The following is a 17332-nucleotide window of genomic DNA, read 5'->3' as shown; positions in this document are numbered from 1 at the left end:
TATTGTAAAAACCTATTTAAATCGTAGTTTTTTCATAAGGCACTATCCACGTTGTGGTTTTTTTACTAAAATCCAAACAATTTCAAGTAAACGATACCAAAACATATTTAAAGTGTTATAATTAAGTTGTAAAAATTTATGCAGAGAGGTGAAATATTGTGGGAAATAAATCTTTGTTTGAACCTATAAAAATAGGTAATGTGGAAGTAAAAAACAAAATATCAATGGCACCTATGGGAGCTTTCGGACTTATAGACAATGAAGGTTGTTATAATCAGAGAGCTATAGACTATTATGTTGAAAGAGCTAAAGGTGGTACAGGCCTTATCATAACAAGCATTACTAAAGTTGAAAATGAACTTGATAAAGCTGTACCCGGTGTAATTCCAATGATATCCATCAATCCAGGAAGATTCTTAATGACCTCCGCAGAGATGACTGAAAGAGTTCATGCTTATGGTACAAAAATATTTTTACAACTTACAATGGGTTTTGGAAGGAGTGGTGCTCCTGGAACACTTTTGACTTCCCAGCCTGTTTCTGCTTCAAATATCCCAAATTATTGGAACCCAACTGTTACCTGCAGAGAGCTTACAACCTCAGAAGTAGAATGGATAGTTACAAAATTTATTCAGTCTGCTGAAATCGCACAAAAAGCGGGTTTTGATGGTGTTGAAATACACGCCGTACATGAAGGCTATTTACTTGATCAGTTTACCCTTTCCATATTCAATAAGCGAACAGATAAATACGGAGGAGATTTAAGAGGAAGACTTCAGTTACCTATAGAAATAGTCCAAGGAATAAAAGGCCGATTGGGAGATAAATTTCCCGTTGGTTTAAGATATAGTGTTAAAAGCTGTATAAAGGATTGGAGACAGGGAGGACTTCCAGATGAAGATTTTGTGGAAAAAGGACGTGATTTAGAGGAAGGCCTGGAAGCTGCAAAAATTTTGGAAGCTGCAGGATATGACGAACTAAACACAGATGTAGGAACCTATGATGCATGGTATTGGTCACATCCGCCTCTTTACCAAAAAGATGGTCTCTATCTTCCATATACCAAAGAATTGAAAAAAGTTGTAAAAATCCCTGTTATAGTTGCAGGAAAACTTGGTGCCCCTACTGAAGCTGAAAAAGCTCTAGAAGATGATGCCGCTGATATGATTGGGCTTGCAAGACCACTTCTTTCAGATCCATACTGGCCTAAAAAGGTTCTCTCAAATCATCCTGAAAAAATTCGTCCCTGCATCGGATGCCATGCTGGCTGCCTTGGCAGAGGCTTTGAAGGAAAACCTTTAAGCTGTGCAGTAAATCCAGCTGCCGGCAGAGAAAGATATTATAAAATAGAGCCCGTACTAAAACCAAAAGATGTAATGGTAGTAGGTGGTGGACTTGCAGGAATGGAAGCAGCCATAACTGCTAAAAAAAGAGGCCATAAAGTTACACTCTATGAGAGCACAAATGAACTTGGAGGAGTGGTTATTCCAGGTTCAGTACCTGATTTCAAAGTTGATGATAGAAGATTACTTAACTGGTATAGAAACGAAATAAAAGAATCTGGAATTGAAGTTGTTTTTAATACAAAAGTAACAGAACAATTTGTAAAAAATGAAAATCCGGAGGTTGTAATTATTGCAACAGGTTCAAAGGAAATTAAGTTAGATCTACCTGGAATAGAAAAAGATAAAGTTTTAACAGCGGTGGAAATTCTAAATACTAAAAAGAAAGCCGGGAAAAATGTACTTATCATTGGAGGCGGACTTGTTGGCTGTGAAACTGCTCTCTATCTTGCAAATCAAGGTAAAAAAGTTACAATTGTTGAGTCAAAAAATAATATATTAGATTCTGGCAAGCCAATTCCTCATATGAACAAGATTATGCTTATTGATCTTCTTAAAAGCCACAATATAAATACTATAACAGGTAATTCTTTACTTGAAGTAACTGATGAAGGTGCAGTATTAATCAGCAATAAGTTTAAAAAACAAAGTGTAGAGACTGATACTATTATAATTTCTGTTGGATTTAAATCTGATAGAAAATTATATAATAAACTTCATGGTAAAATCACTGATTTGTATCTCATTGGCGATGCCTATGAAACTGCAAATATAATGGATGCAATTTGGAGTGCCAACGAAATTGGACTTAACTGCTAATAAAATAATACCCCAGGGGTATACTATTTTCAATATTTGGAAATAGTACACCCCTGGGGTAAATTGAAAAAATTTAAATTCAATCACTGTACTTGGCAGCAATACCAAGTATAGCCCAATATATCACTGCAGTAGATATAAAGCTTATATTGAAAAATGCCTGTATTAAATAACCTGTTATACAGCCAAATAAAATCCATATGTGTATTCCCTTTTTGCGCCTTTTAAAAAGTCTAAAAAGGATAATCAATACAATAGAAATATATACTGCTAAAGCTGGATAGCCTTCCGTTATGAGTATTTGCAGATATTCATTATGAGCTTTAAAATATAGAGCTCTTTTTTTGGACTCAGCATCATTTAACACCAGATTATAAGTATCCGGGCCAGAACCCAGTATAGGATTTTTAAATAAAAAAGGAATGGCCTTCTTCCATATAAATATTCTACTGGAACCTGAATCATTATTATCAATATTCTTTGCATCTGTATAAACAGTTTTCACTCTATTTGTGAGGGCATCATCTTTATTCTTACTTTTAAAGTCATGATTCATAAAGTTAAAAATTAATGCAGCAGCAATGAACACCAGTACTAATCTCATAATAAGCTTCTTATTACTATTTATATTAATGAGGCAATAAATAGCGAAGATTACAGAGTAAAAAATGGCTGCAATCCATGCACTTCTGGTGGTGGAACTAAACATCAGTCCGATCACAAGGGCAGTTACAATAAAATATTTTATTTTACCACTATGTATAAACAATCCAATAAATATAGGAATAAAAAGTGTACAATAAGTTCCCACGAAATTTCGCTGACCTATAGTAGAGGTAGGCTGACCTCTGAATTCATTGTTGACTATGTTGAGTATAGGATCGATTTTAAAATACTGTAAAATACCATATATAGCAATTATTGAAGCACTGATCAAGATTACATTAAGGCTTTTTTTAGAGAAGTGAAAGTTTTTATAAAATATAGTGAAGATTATTAAATAAGTCAAAAGAGAAAATATACCTTCTCTACATCTAGGTAATCCAAACAAACTCAAATTCATTTCCTTAGAAAATATAGTTGAAAGTATAAGTATTACTGCATATATGAATAATAGTTTGTCCAAAAGTTTAATTTCATATTGTTTTCTGTAATAAAAAGTAATAATAAATACTATTGCACTAACCACAACCACAGCAATTATCCTGTAATCATTAAAAATATCTGTTCTCCAAGGGGTAATAAACAGTGGTATAAATGCCATTATGAAAATAGCATAGAAATTAAAAATATATTTTTGAATATTATGGTCAGATATTTTACCACTAGTCATAGCATTTGTATTTTCTTTCATTTACTCACATCCTTCCAATGTTCATTATAGCTTATTTACAATATTACAATGTTTTTTATGCAAGAATTTAGCAGTTTTGCTTTTAACTGCTGATCTCTTAATCATTTGTAACCGCATATATTCACTTCTCATAATACTTATAACATAATATTCATTATATAATATAAATTGGTTTTCTTAAACAATAACTAAATTAAAAAAGTGTTAACAACCTAAATAAAGCAGTTCAAAATTCTGCTCTGTTTGCCAACTTTATTTTCATTTTTTCATGAGGGACTGCCCCTATAGTGAGGGCTTGCCCGAACTTACTAATTTATGCTTGCTATTAGCTTAACTTCTTCTCATAAATAACTTTAATACAAAATTCATAAAATACAGCAAATTCGATAGATAGTATTTTACCGGTATAAACATTTTCCTTTATAACTCTCTATTTAATAATGAGTTACACTGGTTTTATGAGTTTAAAAAGATTTATATCATGTAAAAATTTTTCTTATAGCATCCTTCCACATAGTGAGCAACACTTTACTTCTAATATAAAAAAGGCTATATTTTTAGAAATAACTTTCTAAAAATATAGCCTTTTACACTATTTCTTAAAAAAGAAAGAAAACAACCCCTTCTTCTTTTCTATCTTTTTTATTGTAACATCTATTTCTTCATTTTTTAAAATGCACTGTGCATTCCTTTGAACAGAGTCATAAACCTCTCTGTATTCTTTCCTTATATCTTTCATAACTAGTCCCAGATTTGGACATCGCTTTCCCGTAGAATGAGCATCAGAAGCAATGAAATGACAAAGACCATTATCCATAAGAGCAAAAGCTGCTTCCTTTACTCTGCTTCCAAGGAGTCCCATTATACTAGAGGTATTCAGCTGAAATAAACAACCTTCTTCTACAAACTTATTTATATTCATTAGATTACCATTAATATAGAGATATCTTTCAGGATGGGCAACTATAGGTCTTACTCGCAAAAGTTTTAACTCATAAATAATATCTATAGCATCATCAGGAAGTATATCCATAGGGAACTCAATGAGCATATATTTTGAAGCATTTAAGCAATGTATACTTCCCTGTTTATAGGCATCTAAGGTATACTTGTCTACAAAAACTTCTTGCCCGGGAAATACGTCAATATTTATTCCTCTGGACTTAATCTCAGCATTTAAATTTTCTACATAACCCAACACATCTTTAAATTCATTTTCATAGCTTCCCCTATAATAGTGAGGAGTAGCTATAATCTTTGTAGTATTATTTTCTTCTGCAATGCCAAGCATTTCAAGGCTCATATCTAAATCCTCAGAACCATCGTCAATACCCGGCAGTACATGACAATGGATGTCTATCATTATTCTTCCTTCTTTCCCTTTTTACTTTTTCCTTCTCCATAGTAATAGTAATAATAACCGTATTTCTTGCCACCAGTAACTTCTGACTTATTGAGTACAACCCCAACAATATTAGCTTTAACATTATTTAATAATTCCTTAGCTTTCTCAACTGCTGATATTTCAGCTTGTCCTGCGGCAACTACTAAAAGTACCCCCCCTACCATAGTAGAAAGAAGTTGAGCATCTGTGACAGCTACCACTGGAGGTGTATCTAATATTATAAAATCAAAAATTTTCTTTGCTTCATCTAAGAATTGCCCCATCTTTTTTGATCCAAGCATCTCTGAAGGATTAGGTGGTACTGTTCCTGAAGTTAAAATACACATATTATCATTATATTTTTGAGCTACTTCATCAAATTTAAGCTGACCAATTAGAAGATTTGAAAGCCCCTTATTGTTAGAAAGATTAAATTTTTTATGTATTGAAGGTTTTCTAAGATCACAATCTATTAAAAGAACCTTTTTACCAATCTCAGCCATAGAAAGGGCTAAATTAGAAGAAGTAACTGTCTTTCCTTCATTAGGCCCTGAGCTGGTAACCAAAATCGTATCCAATTTATTATCAAAACTTGAAAACTGTATATTAGTTCTAAGTGTTCTGTATGCCTCTGATATAGGTGACTTAGGATTATCCTTAACTATTAACATTACTTTTCCCCCTCGTAATTGTCATATCATTTTTAACATTAAATCAATATTTTCATAATTTATTGACTTTTTAAGCTTATCTTACATATCCTCATGCATAGGGATAGTTCCCAGCACTGGTAAATCAAGATATCTTTTAACATCTTCAGATGTCTTTAATGTGCTGTCCATATATTCTAATAAAAATGATATACCCACAGAAACCATAAGTCCCAAGAAAAATGCAATGGCAATATTCATCTTCTTATTAGGTTTAACAGGGCTCTTTGAAAGTTCACCCTTATCCATAATCTTTACTTCACCGGCATTGTATACACTTGGTGAATTCTCTACAAAGGCTTCTGAAACAGCTGTAACTCTATCTAAAGCTTCCTTAGCTGTGCCACCCTGAGCAGTTATATCCAATATCTGAGTACCAGTTTCAGGAGTAACCGTAATTAGCTTGCTTAATTTATCAGCAGTCATACCATTACCAAGCTTTTCTGCTGCCTTTCCTTGAATTAACTGTGAAGTGGCAATAGAAGCATAGGTCTTTGTTAAATTTTGATACATCATAACATCATTGTATTGAACAGTTGAATTGCCAGTATCATTTTTCTTTCCCACTATTGTAGTAACCTGTGATTGATATACTGGAGACGCTACAAAATAACTGAATATTCCTGCTATAATAACTGCCACTAAAGTAATTGCAATTATTATGTACTTTCTCTTGTTTAATACATAAACAAATTGACTTAAGTCTATAGTATTTTCGTCATTCATAAATTAACCTCCGATTTTTCATAAATTGTATATTATAAATTATACAATTTTTTTTACTAATTTTCTATAATTTTTATTTACCAATTGTTTGAACTGTATTTAATACACTCTTATTATACCAAATATGTTTTTATTTTGCTTTTATTGACATAATTGCGTATCTTTTATTATATAGTATTTTATGATACTTTCCAATATGTTTTTATAGCAGTGACTGACACCATATTCCTTACTTGGAAAATGTTCTATAACTACCAAGATAAATTAATATTTCATCATATACATTATAAAAGTTAAATTTATTTATAAAATATCCTCAAGAAATCAACTTCATGGTAACCTGCTAAAATCATCATTCTCGCCTAAAATTATCTAAAAAAATCCACATTATACCAAAGTTTATATTGCATCATGTTTAATTAGATGTTAAACTAGATTATAGAAATAATTAAAAAAATATTTTTATTTTGTTAAATCTGTGTAAATTCCCCACGTTTCTTTGAAAGGAGGTGAATTTAATGAAACTAAGAAAAAAACTTATCGGCCTTTTAGTAGCTGCATCATTAATTGTTGGTACAAGCGTTACTGCTTTTGCTGCGCCAAATAGTGTTGTTGGTACTAAAGTAAATAATGCTAGTAAAACTGTTACTGCCTTTGTTACAAAAGGAAGTGATGTTATTACTACATTAACTCATGCAGATTTTCAAGCATATGTTCATTTTGCTGCTACTTATTTAGCACATAATAAGTCATTATCAGCAGACAGTTTACAAACTGTTATAAATGACATTAAAGATGTTCATTCTAAGTATCCAAGTGTTACTAGTGTAGCTGATTACAAAAGCTTAAGTGAAGCTGATAAAACTGTAATCAGAAACGATGTTAGTGATGCTGCTGCAGCAGTTGGATTAACAGTTACAAGAAGTGCTGATGGCTCATACGTAGTTACAGACAGTTCCACTGGTTCTGTAATAGACACAATAACAAAATAACGACAATAAAAAAAGATCCCAACAACAAAAATAACTGACATATACTACTCCGACCATCAAAGTGACTAGCAACTAATACTTAACGACTAGATTTTAAAGGGAGTTTTTTGCTTATGGTTATAAATAGTACAACCTTAAGTAATAAAGCTCCCAAGCACAAATAGGAAAGGAATTCCAATTAGAATTCCTTTCTTCCCATATGTTAAATTAAATTATTCATATTATTTGTAAGGAAGTGAATTTAATGAAACTAAGAAAAAAACTTATCAGCCTTTTTGTAGCTGCGTCACTAACTCTTGGTACAGGCATTACTGCTTTTGCTGCACCAAAAAATGCTACTGCCGCTGATTTAGGTATTGTTAGTAAAGCCGTTACTACCTTCGTTGAATTAACTAATGCTAGTAAGACCATTTCTGTTCTTTTTACAAAAAGAAATGATGTTATAACTGCATTGACTCATTCAAAATTTGATGCATTCGTTTCTGTAGCTGCTAAATATTTAGCACATCATCCGTCATTATCAGCAAGCGACTTACAAACTGTTATAAGTGACATTACCGATGTTCGTTCTAAGTATCCAGGTGTTACAACTGTAGCTGATTACCAAAAATTAAGTGAAGCTGATAAAACTGTAATCAGAAACGATGTTAGACATGCTGCTGCTGCACTAGGATTAACAGTTACAAGAAGTGCTGATGGCTCATATGTAGTTAAAGACAGTACAACTGGTTCTGTAATAGACGTTATAGTATCTAGTAAAAAAATTAATGACAAGCAAAATAAGGACAAGCAAAATAAAGACAAACAAGATAAAGACAAGCAAAACCATGGCAAATAAAATCACAGCAATGAAAATGACTAACCTCTAATTCCACGACTATAAAAATGATTAACATATAATACTTAGCAGAAGTAATACTTAATAACTAGATTTTAAAGAGAGTTTTTACTTATTCAACCTCAAGTAATAAAACTCCCAGCAAAAATAGGAAAGGAATTCCCAATGGAATTCCTTTCTTTCACTGCCTATCACCCTGTAACTACTCCGTCTTTTATATTAATTCTTCTATCTGCTTTTTTAGCTATTCTCTCGTCATGAGTTATTATAACAAAAGTTGTCTTAAAGTTCTTATTTATATCCCTAAATACATTATATATATTCTCTGCTGAATTAGAATCCAAATTACCTGTAGGTTCATCTGCAAGTATTATTTTAGTATTATTCATAAGGGCCCTTGCAATGGCAACTCTTTGCTGCTGTCCCCCAGATAAATCATAAACTTTATTCTCTTTAACTGAAGAAAGTCCAACTAAATCCAAAAGCATCTCTGCCCTTTCACGAGTTTGTCTTCCATAAAAAAGTCTGTTTATTGCACGGGGCATAATGACATTCTCCATGGTATTAAACTCTGGCAAAAGATAATGAAACTGAAAGATAAAACCTATCTTTCTATTTCTAAGAGCTGCCAAAGCCCTTCTACTCATTTTATCAATTCTTTTATTCTCAATATAAACTTGTCCAGTAGTAGGTTTGTCTAATGTTCCCATTATATTTAAGAGAGTACTTTTACCACTGCCTGAAGCCCCTACAATTGAATTAAAGGATCCTTCCTCAATAGATAAATTAACATTATGCAGAATCTTAGTTTTAATCCTTTTGCCCTGTACTTTATTTATATCTTTAAGTTCTATAATATTACCCATTCTTTATTACCTCCACTGGATTTAATTTAAAGGACTTTAAAGCTGGGAGGATTGCCGCTAAAGTAGATGACGCCACGGCAATTAAAGAAGAGACACCAATAAATCTAATACTTATAATTATATCTACAATAGGCTTTCCATCAGAAGTAATTATGTACTTATTAAATCCTTTTATATACAGCAGCGTGAAAAAAATACCAACAGCAGTTCCTATTACTCCCAGGATAAAGGCTTGTAATATAAATACAAGAGCTGCAGAATCATCCTTTATTCCCATAGCCTTAAGAATACCAATTTGTTTATATTTTTGTACTACACTTATATTAAGTATGCTTATTATGCTTAAAGCAGCAGCAAGAAGTACAAAGAACTGAATTATAATAGAACATATTCTCTGCCCAATTATTGCACTTGCTATAAGTTCATTTTCTTCTTTCCAATTTTTAATATTTAAATCTTTATCCTTAAAGAAACTTTGCATTTTATTTTGAATAACATCTGCATTATAAGGATCTTTAACAGAAATCTCCATAAAGGTAATTTCATCTCCAAGTTCAGATAAATCTTGTGCAGTTTTTAAATTAGTTATAATCCAAGCACTGTTTATTTTAACTGCCCCTAAATCATAAAACCCCACTACAGTAAGCTGCGTCTTTTTTCCATCAAAATTTACTATATTTATTTTGTCCCCTATATTTATCCTCAATTTATCCTTTAAATCTTTACCAATAAGAGCTTCTCCATCTTTATCAATCATCTTTCCTTCATAAACTTTATCTTTCATGTTATATAACTCATCAGCATCCTTAGGAAAAAAACCTCTTACTTGTATATTTTCTTTTTTTCTACCAAGCTCTATAAGAGCATTATACTGAACTCCCGGGGCCACTGTAGTTATCTCATTACTTATCTTTTTTATTTCATTTTCTATAGTCTGCCATGACTCTATACCATCTTTATTTGAAGTTACACTGATATGAACCATACTACCTATAACTTTACTTAAAAGGCTTTTCTCAAGACCCTGACTCAGTAAACCTACAAAAATCTGTACTGATATTCCTATAGCAATACCAAAAATTATAATAAAAGTTTGTATTTTGCTGCTTCTCAGAAACCTTATAGCTATTTTCAAAGACGTTAGCATAATTTGTTCCTCCACAAAATCGATGAAAAGATACACCATATTTCTACAATTTAATAAGTATTTTAATATAATTATAACATAGATTTAAAAAGATTAGTTAATATATGCCTGTTTTTTATCATTTTTTACATTTTTATAATAATTAATTGTATATTTTTTGCTGTTACTTAATCTTTCCATATAGACTATTTCCGTTGCAGCCCCAAATATTTTTGTAGCATAATTCAAAATTAACCATAGAATGTAATTGATCATATTCATAAAAAAGCAACAAAATGCAAGGAGGTTTTCATTGATACTTTTGTACGCAGCATTGATAATGCCCTTTGGCACAAATGGTGGAATGGTTCCAGATGGAGTGGCCGGAAAAGTCTTGGCGGAACATTAACCTCGGCTCCTGTAGCTGTGTCCTGGGTACCAAACAGAACTGACGTATTTGCAAGAGGCACAAATAATGCAATGTGGCATATTTGGAGGAATTAGTTATATATAGCTTCCGTGCGCTACTGTTTTGTTGAATTTCAGCTATTATTACACCTTGCCCTATAGCATGAACTAATCCACTTTTTGCAAAATAGACTTCACCTTTTTTAACAAATATATTAGGGATACATATATAACCTCCTAACAATATATTTTTTATTCTAAAATCATACATACTCTTATATTATAGATAAGACATTTCTTAATTTTTTTGTAGACTTGACCAAATTTGCTATTAAATAAAGTGGCTATATAACCCTATAGCCACTTTGTACAACATTTATTAAATAATCAAAAATACTATATCTTATATCTCAATCTCTAAAGAAAGATTCATCGTCAGTTTTTCATTCGGATTAATATTTATCAAATCCTTTTTAGTATAGAGAGAACTATTTTGGGCAGACCATGGTTCTACACATATAAAATCTTTTCCAATGACTGACCATACAACCATATATTTAAAATAATGATCATAGGTAAAAGTAAACTTTCTATTGAGGTCTTTTAAATTAAATGAAAAAGAGTTCCCTATATGATCCAATAACAGCTTGGATTCCACACTTTCTGATATATCAATATTTTCACGGGAATAAAGTTTAATTTTCATATCATTACTATCTAATAATTCAGTAGCATTTGTATCATAATAAACATTAGTTTTATCTTTTACATCAAAGTATGGATGATAACCTATTGACATAGGCATAGTACTATCTGATTTATTTTTAAATTCATGTGAAATAGTTAGCTTACCACCCTTTAATGAATATTTTAATATAAATTCAAAATCAAAAGGGTAAGATTTTTTAGTATTATTATCACTTTCAAATTTTATTGTTATAGAAGCATTATCCCCTGTTGATTTATCTACAACTTCCCAGTTATTTATTCTGGCAAGTCCATGATTTTTCATTGAATATTCCAAACCATTCAGCTCATATTTACCATCAGGTAATTGTCCGCAAAGTGGAAATAAAATAGGGATTCCTCCTCTTATATTTGAATTCAAGTCATAAAAGGTTTCCTTATCCAGGTACAGCATTTCAGTATCATTTATACCAAAGCCTATTATTATGCCACCTCTTTCGGGACATACTTTTATATATGAATTACTTTCAGTGTCAATTAATTCATATATTTTATACTTATCTTCATATTCCTTTACTTCAAACATTTTAAAATTTCCTTTCATACCCTTTAGCTGTTACATGCTTTATTTATTATTTCCATAACAGCTTTATTAAAGTTCTCCATTTTTTTATCCGCATGGTCAAGATCACTGCCAACTACAGCCATATATACCTTCATCTTTGGTTCCGTTCCTGATGGTCTTACAACAAACCAGGAACCATCTTCTAATATGAATTTAAGTACATTGGACTTTGGAAGTTTTATTTCAATTTCTGAGTTTTCTAGTATATCCTTTTCTATACTTAATTTATAGTCAAAGCTCTTTACTATCTTTACTCCATCTACAATAGGTGCCATAGAATGTCTTAAATTTTCTAAAGCTCTTTGAATTTTTTCCTGGCCCTCTTTACCTTTAAGTTCCAAAGACACTAAACTTTCTTTATAAAAACCATATTTATTATAAAGATCCATTAATGCGTCATACAAACTTAATCCTTTATTCTTATAATATAATACCATTTCACATATTAGAGTAGCTCCTATTACTGCATCTTTATCTCTAACAAAAGTTCCAGCAAGATATCCATAGCTCTCTTCAAATCCAAATAAGTATGTATTTGATCCGGTCTTTTCAAATTCCTTTATCTTCTCACCTATATATTTAAAACCAGTAAGCACATCTATAAGCTCAATATTAAAATCCTCAGTTATTTTTCTTGCCATTTCAGAAGTAACTATGGTTTTTATAACTGCTCCATTTCTAGGCAATTTATTCAGTTCCTTTAAAGATGAAACAATATAATGTGTTAAAAGTACACCTGTTTGGTTACCAGTCAATACTCTATATTCTCCCTGCTTATCTTTTACAACTACACCGATTCTATCACAATCAGGGTCTGTACCAAAAATTACATCAGGATTTACTTCTTTAGCTAAATTTAATGCTAGTTCAAATACTGATGGCTGCTCTGGATTTGGATAGGATGCAGTTGGAAAATTTCCATCTGGCAATTCCTGTTCCTTTACTACAAATACATTATCATATCCAAGTTCACTAAGTACTCTTCTCACAGGTACATTTCCCGATCCATGAATAGGAGTATATATTATTTTTACATCCTTAGCATTGCTCTTTACTAATTCTTCTCTTATTGTAAGAGCTTTAACCTTATCAATATATGTTTTATCTACTTCTTCACCAATTATATTTAAAAGCTTAGACTCTTTAGCCTTTTCTAAATCCATAGTCTTTACATTTTTAAATTCGCTTATTGCATTAATACAATCCAGTATTTCCTTAGCTGCCTTATCCGTTACCTGACCCCCGTCTTCGTTATAAACTTTGTAACCATTATACTGTTTAGGATTATGTGAAGCCGTTACAACTATCCCTGCTTTGCTTTTTAAATGTCTAACAGTATAAGAAAGCATTGGTGTTGGTCTTAAAGACTCAAATAGATTTACCATAATTCCATTAGCACACAAAACTGCTGCTGCTCTTTCAGAAAACTCTTTGGACATATTCCTTGAATCATAAGCTATACTAACAGAAATTTCTCCCCTATAATTTTTATTTAAATAATCAGCTAGTCCCTGAGTAGCCTTACCTATAGTGTATACATTCATTCTATTGCTTCCTGCAGCTATAACTCCTCTAAGGCCACCTGTACCAAATTCTAGATCCCTATAAAATCTATCTTCTATTTCCTTTTCATCCTCTATACCCTTTAGCTCTTCCTTTGTGCTTTCATCAATATACTCTGATTTTAACCAATGGTCATAATTTTCTTTAAATGTCATGATATAGCCTCCCCTATATTGCTATTTTTTAACTCCTCCTTCTTTTTACTCTTATCTCGTCCATAATAATAGTGATAATAGCCATATTTCTTGCCACTATTAATATTTTCTTTATTTAACACAACTCCTATAATATTAGCTTTAACCTGATCCAATAATTCCTTAGCTTTCTTAACCCCTGCTATTTCTGCCTCTCCAGAGGCAATTACCAGGAGTACCCCTTTAACCATAGTTGAAAGAATCTGAGCATCTGCTACTGCTATAACCGGCGGTGTATCAATTAATACAAAATCAAATTTACTCTCTGCTTCCTCCAAAAATGATTTCATCTTATTTGATTCAAGCATTTCTGAAGGATTTGGTGGTACAGTACCGGAAGTTAAAACATACAGGTTTTCAGTATATTTTTGAACTACTTCATCAAACTCAGACTGCCCAATTAATAAATTTGAAAGTCCTTTGTTATTAGAAACATTAAATTTTTTATGAATTGAAGGCTTTCTCAAATCACAGTCTATTATGAGTACTTTTTTCCCTATTTCAGACATAGCTACAGCTAAATTAGAGGCTGTAACCGACTTTCCCTCAGAAGGACCTGAACTGGTAACCAAAATCGTATCTAAATTATTATCAAAACTTGAAAACTGTATATTAGTCCTAAGTGTTCTATATGCCTCTGATATAGGTGACTTAGGATTATCCTTAACTATTAACATTACTTTCTCCCCCTCGTAATTGTCATACCATTTTTAAGATAAAATAAATATTTCTATACTTTATTAACTTTTTATAGCTGATTTTACATATCGTCATGCACAGGAATAGTTCCCAGCACTGGTAAATCAAGATATCTTTTAACATCTTCTGATGTCTTTAATGTACTGTCCATATATTCTAGTAAAAATGATATACCCACAGAAATCATAAGTCCTAAGAAAAATGCAATGGCAATATTCAGCTTCTTATTAGGTTTAACAGGAACCTTTGGAAGTTCACCCTTATCCATAATATTTACTTCACCTGCATTGTATACACTAGGTGAATTCTCCACAAAGGCTTCTGAAACAGCCGTAACTCTGTCTAAAGCTTCCTTAGGTGTACCACCCTGAGCAATTATATCCAATATCTGAGTACCAGTCTCGGGAGTAACTGTAATTGACCCGCTTAATTTATCCCCAGTGATACCGTTGCCAAGCTTTTCTGCTGCCTTTCCCTGAACTAACTTTGAAGTAGCAATAGATGCATAGGTTTTTGTTAGATTTTGATACATCATTACATCATTATACTGAACAGTAGAATTTCCTGTATCATTTTTCTTTCCAACAATTACAGTTACTTTAGATTGGTATACAGGTGACGCTACAAAATAACTGAATATTCCAGCTATAACAGCTGCCGCTAAAGTAATTGCAATTATTATGTATTTTCTCTTATTTAGCATATAGACAAATTGACTTAAGTCTATATTGTTTTCTTCATTCATAATTTAACCCCCATCTTTTAACTTAATTTGACTTTATTTTGTTACTTCCACTTTTTTATCAATTTCTACTTTAGTAGCTGCAACTTGATCATTATTTTCATCAGATGAATACTTCCAGCTTTCATTCTTAGATAAATTTGATAAATACTCCATAAATGGACCTCTTAAATCATCCCTTTTTAATGCCATATCTACAGTGGCTTGTAAATATCCAAACTTATCTCCTACATCATATCTTCTTCCCTTAAATTCATAAGCATAAATAGCCTGGTGTTCCAGTAAAGTTTTTAAAGCATCTGTTAACTGTATTTCGTCACCTTTTCCCGGTTTAGTTTTTCCCAGTACTCCAAATATATCAGGCATTAGTATATATCTTCCAAGGATTGCTATGTTAGAAGGTGCTTCTTCCACATTGGGCTTTTCAATTAAATCTTTAACCTTATACACACCCTTTTCTATATCTAAATTTTTCACTATTCCATATTTAGATACCTGACTTTTTTCTACCTGTTGAACTCCTAAAATTGATGTTTTATATTCATCATAGCAATTTATAAGCTGCTTCAAGCATGGCACTTCAGCATCCACTACGTCATCACCAAGCATTACAGCAAAAGGTTCTTCACCTACAAAACTCTTTGCACAATGAATAGCATGTCCAAGTCCCTTAGGTTCCTTTTGTCTTATAAAATGTATATTAGCTAAATTAGTTATGTCTTTTACTACCTTTAGTAATTCCGCCTTATTGTGATTTTCAAGTTCTAATTCTAATTCTACAGACTTATCAAAGTGATCCTCTATAGACCTTTTATTTCTTCCTGTAATTATAAGTATTTCTTCTATTCCAGATGCTACTGCTTCTTCTATTATGTACTGTATAGTTGGTTTATCCACTATTGGAAGCATTTCCTTTGGTTGTGCTTTTGTTGCTGGTAAAAACCTCGTTCCAAGACCTGCTGCAGGTATAACTGCTTTTCTTATTTTACTCATATTATAATCATCCCCCTAAAAATAGTTATAATTTTATATTATTACAGTATATGAAATATACTGTATCTATTTCATATACTGTAAATTACATAGCGTATGTTCCTACATCAAACCATGCCATTCCTCTTTTAAATAGTTCAAGTTTGACTCTCACAATTTAATCTCCAGAATATACATTAATTTTTAACATCAATTTTAATATAATTATAACATGAATTAAAATAGATGTAATCAATAAAAACCTATTATTTATGATTTTTTACATATTTATAACAATTGATGATATATTTTAGCACATTAGGTAGTTTTTAGTTATAAATATTTTCAACTCTTTGTTTTGGACTATATTCATCTATAGTTATTTTTAAGAAAAACGAATAAAAATCCACCAGCTTAGCTGGTGGTATTTCCTCAGCCCTATAAGGGCATATTACCAGCGTTGTGCCTTAAGGCACTTAAAAAGTCCCGCCAGCCGCATTTTATCGTTACTTGCTACCCTTAAAAGGGTCTGCATATTCTTTGATACTTATTTGGTCGGCGATCATATCTTCTTGTTGTTGATTTTTTATATATTCTTGTATTGCTTTTTTATTTCTTCCTACTGTATCAACATAGAAACCTCTACACCAAAAGTGCCTATTTCCATATTTATATTTCAGATTTGCAAACTTTTCAAATATCATCAAACTACTTTTTCCTTTTAAAAATCCTACAAACCCAGATACACTCATTTTAGGTGGTATGGATACAAGCATATGTATGTGATCTTCACATGCATTTGCCTCTATTATATCCACTCCTTTCCAATCGCATAATTTTCTCAATATCTTTCCTATTTCTTTTTTCTTATCTCCATATATTTCTTTTCTTCTGTATTTCGGCGCACACACTATGTGGTATTTACAATTCCACTTTGTGTGTGCTAAACTGTTACTGTCCATACTGGGCAGACCTCCTTTAGTTCTTAGATTGGCTGGCGAAACCATATCTATTATACCAAAGTGAGGTCTTTTTGCTCACCGCTTAAGCTTTTCTGAACGCACCTGCTTAGCAGGTGGTTTTCTTTATACAAATAAAATTCAGCAGATTTCTGCTGAATTAACTAAATACTTTTTCCATTTTTTACATGAACGCATAATAAATTAACTCTAGAAAATATCCAGACTTATCTCCTACATCATATCTTCTTCCATTAAATTCATAAGCATAAATAGCCTGGTGTTCCAGTAAAGTTTTTAAAGCATCTGTTAGATTTATATTTAA

General features: G+C 31.6%; 15 protein-coding genes and 3 pseudogenes. 4 read left to right on the top strand and 14 right to left on the bottom strand.

The window, feature by feature from the left end; genetic code table 11:
• The first annotated feature begins 158 nt into the window (after window positions 1–158).
• Window positions 159–2162, top strand: a complete 2004-nt coding sequence (locus CLOPA_RS04235) for an FAD-dependent oxidoreductase (RefSeq protein ID WP_015614238.1) — start codon at window positions 159–161, stop codon at window positions 2160–2162.
• Between the two features lie 79 nt (window positions 2163–2241).
• On the opposite strand, the gene CLOPA_RS04230 is transcribed toward CLOPA_RS04235, so the two are convergent.
• The 4 genes from CLOPA_RS04230 to CLOPA_RS04215 all read right to left on the bottom strand — a co-directional run bounded on the left by CLOPA_RS04230 (window position 2242) and on the right by CLOPA_RS04215 (window position 6336).
• A complete protein-coding gene (locus CLOPA_RS04230) occupies window positions 2242–3516 on the bottom strand; it encodes an O-antigen ligase family protein (protein ID WP_015614237.1) in 1275 nt (424 codons plus the stop codon).
• Window positions 3517–4108: 592 nt separating this feature from the next.
• Window positions 4109–4879, bottom strand: coding sequence for a tyrosine-protein phosphatase (locus CLOPA_RS04225; RefSeq protein ID WP_015614236.1), 771 nt, complete (start codon window positions 4877–4879; stop codon window positions 4109–4111).
• A complete protein-coding gene (locus CLOPA_RS04220) occupies window positions 4879–5571 on the bottom strand; it encodes a CpsD/CapB family tyrosine-protein kinase (RefSeq protein ID WP_015614235.1) in 693 nt (230 codons plus the stop codon). Before CLOPA_RS04220 ends, CLOPA_RS04225 begins: the two co-directional genes overlap by 1 nt.
• An 81-nt stretch (window positions 5572–5652) precedes the next feature.
• Window positions 5653–6336, bottom strand: a complete 684-nt coding sequence (locus tag CLOPA_RS04215) for a YveK family protein (RefSeq protein ID WP_015614234.1) — start codon at window positions 6334–6336, stop codon at window positions 5653–5655.
• 518 nt (window positions 6337–6854) lie between these two features.
• Between CLOPA_RS04215 and CLOPA_RS04210 the strand changes: the two genes are divergently transcribed.
• Window positions 6855–7328 carry a hypothetical protein gene (locus CLOPA_RS04210; protein WP_015614233.1) on the top strand — a complete coding sequence of 158 codons (474 nt, stop codon included), beginning with the start codon at window positions 6855–6857 and terminating at the stop codon, window positions 7326–7328.
• A gap of 244 nt (window positions 7329–7572) precedes the next feature.
• Window positions 7573–8166 (top strand): hypothetical protein, encoded by a 594-nt coding sequence (locus tag CLOPA_RS04205; protein WP_015614232.1) that lies wholly within the window; start codon window positions 7573–7575, stop codon window positions 8164–8166.
• 191 nt (window positions 8167–8357) lie between these two features.
• On the opposite strand, the gene CLOPA_RS04200 is transcribed toward CLOPA_RS04205, so the two are convergent.
• Together CLOPA_RS04200 and CLOPA_RS04195 are read right to left on the bottom strand one after the other, a co-directional pair.
• Complete coding sequence (locus CLOPA_RS04200) at window positions 8358–9032, bottom strand: ABC transporter ATP-binding protein (RefSeq protein WP_015614231.1); 675 nt, start codon at window positions 9030–9032, stop codon at window positions 8358–8360.
• Window positions 9025–10179, bottom strand: coding sequence for an ABC transporter permease (locus CLOPA_RS04195; RefSeq protein WP_015614230.1), 1155 nt, complete (start codon window positions 10177–10179; stop codon window positions 9025–9027). The genes CLOPA_RS04200 and CLOPA_RS04195 overlap by 8 nt, the downstream gene beginning before the upstream one ends.
• A gap of 291 nt (window positions 10180–10470) precedes the next feature.
• On the opposite strand from CLOPA_RS04195, the pseudogene CLOPA_RS24130 reads away from it, so the two are divergent.
• Window positions 10471–10659: pseudogene (locus CLOPA_RS24130) on the top strand (carbohydrate-binding protein); the annotation flags it as partial.
• Window positions 10660–10684: 25 nt separating this feature from the next.
• Here CLOPA_RS24130 and CLOPA_RS25855 read toward each other — a convergent pair.
• From CLOPA_RS25855 to CLOPA_RS25850, 8 genes and pseudogenes are all read right to left on the bottom strand, one after another.
• Window positions 10685–10780, bottom strand: a pseudogene (locus tag CLOPA_RS25855) (mannose-6-phosphate isomerase); the annotation flags it as partial.
• Window positions 10781–10969: 189 nt separating this feature from the next.
• Window positions 10970–11857, bottom strand: a complete 888-nt coding sequence (locus CLOPA_RS04190) for an aldose epimerase (RefSeq protein WP_242834261.1) — start codon at window positions 11855–11857, stop codon at window positions 10970–10972.
• Between the two features lie 5 nt (window positions 11858–11862).
• Complete coding sequence (locus CLOPA_RS04185) at window positions 11863–13596, bottom strand: phospho-sugar mutase (RefSeq protein ID WP_015614228.1); 1734 nt, start codon at window positions 13594–13596, stop codon at window positions 11863–11865.
• A complete protein-coding gene (locus tag CLOPA_RS04180; protein ID WP_015614227.1) occupies window positions 13593–14312 on the bottom strand; it encodes a CpsD/CapB family tyrosine-protein kinase in 720 nt (239 codons plus the stop codon). Before CLOPA_RS04180 ends, CLOPA_RS04185 begins: the two co-directional genes overlap by 4 nt.
• 83 nt (window positions 14313–14395) lie before the next feature.
• Window positions 14396–15079, bottom strand: coding sequence for a YveK family protein (locus CLOPA_RS04175; RefSeq protein WP_015614226.1), 684 nt, complete (start codon window positions 15077–15079; stop codon window positions 14396–14398).
• A 33-nt stretch (window positions 15080–15112) separates the two neighbouring features.
• The gene (gene galU / locus CLOPA_RS04170; protein WP_015614225.1) at window positions 15113–16069 is read right to left on the bottom strand and encodes a UTP--glucose-1-phosphate uridylyltransferase GalU; all 957 of its coding nucleotides are present in this window, start codon (window positions 16067–16069) and stop codon (window positions 15113–15115) included.
• A 485-nt stretch (window positions 16070–16554) separates the two neighbouring features.
• Window positions 16555–17010, bottom strand: coding sequence for an IS200/IS605 family transposase (gene tnpA / locus CLOPA_RS04165; protein ID WP_015614224.1), 456 nt, complete (start codon window positions 17008–17010; stop codon window positions 16555–16557).
• A 214-nt stretch (window positions 17011–17224) separates the two neighbouring features.
• Window positions 17225–17326, bottom strand: a pseudogene (locus tag CLOPA_RS25850) (UTP--glucose-1-phosphate uridylyltransferase); the annotation flags it as partial.
• Window positions 17327–17332 lie beyond the last annotated feature (6 nt).

It is taken from the genome of Clostridium pasteurianum BC1 (assembly GCF_000389635.1).
Taxonomy (GTDB): Bacteria; Bacillota; Clostridia; order Clostridiales; family Clostridiaceae; genus Clostridium_I; species Clostridium_I pasteurianum_A.
The sequence above is the reverse complement of the archived record's forward strand: the minus strand, read 5'-3'. Positions and strand labels throughout refer to the sequence as shown.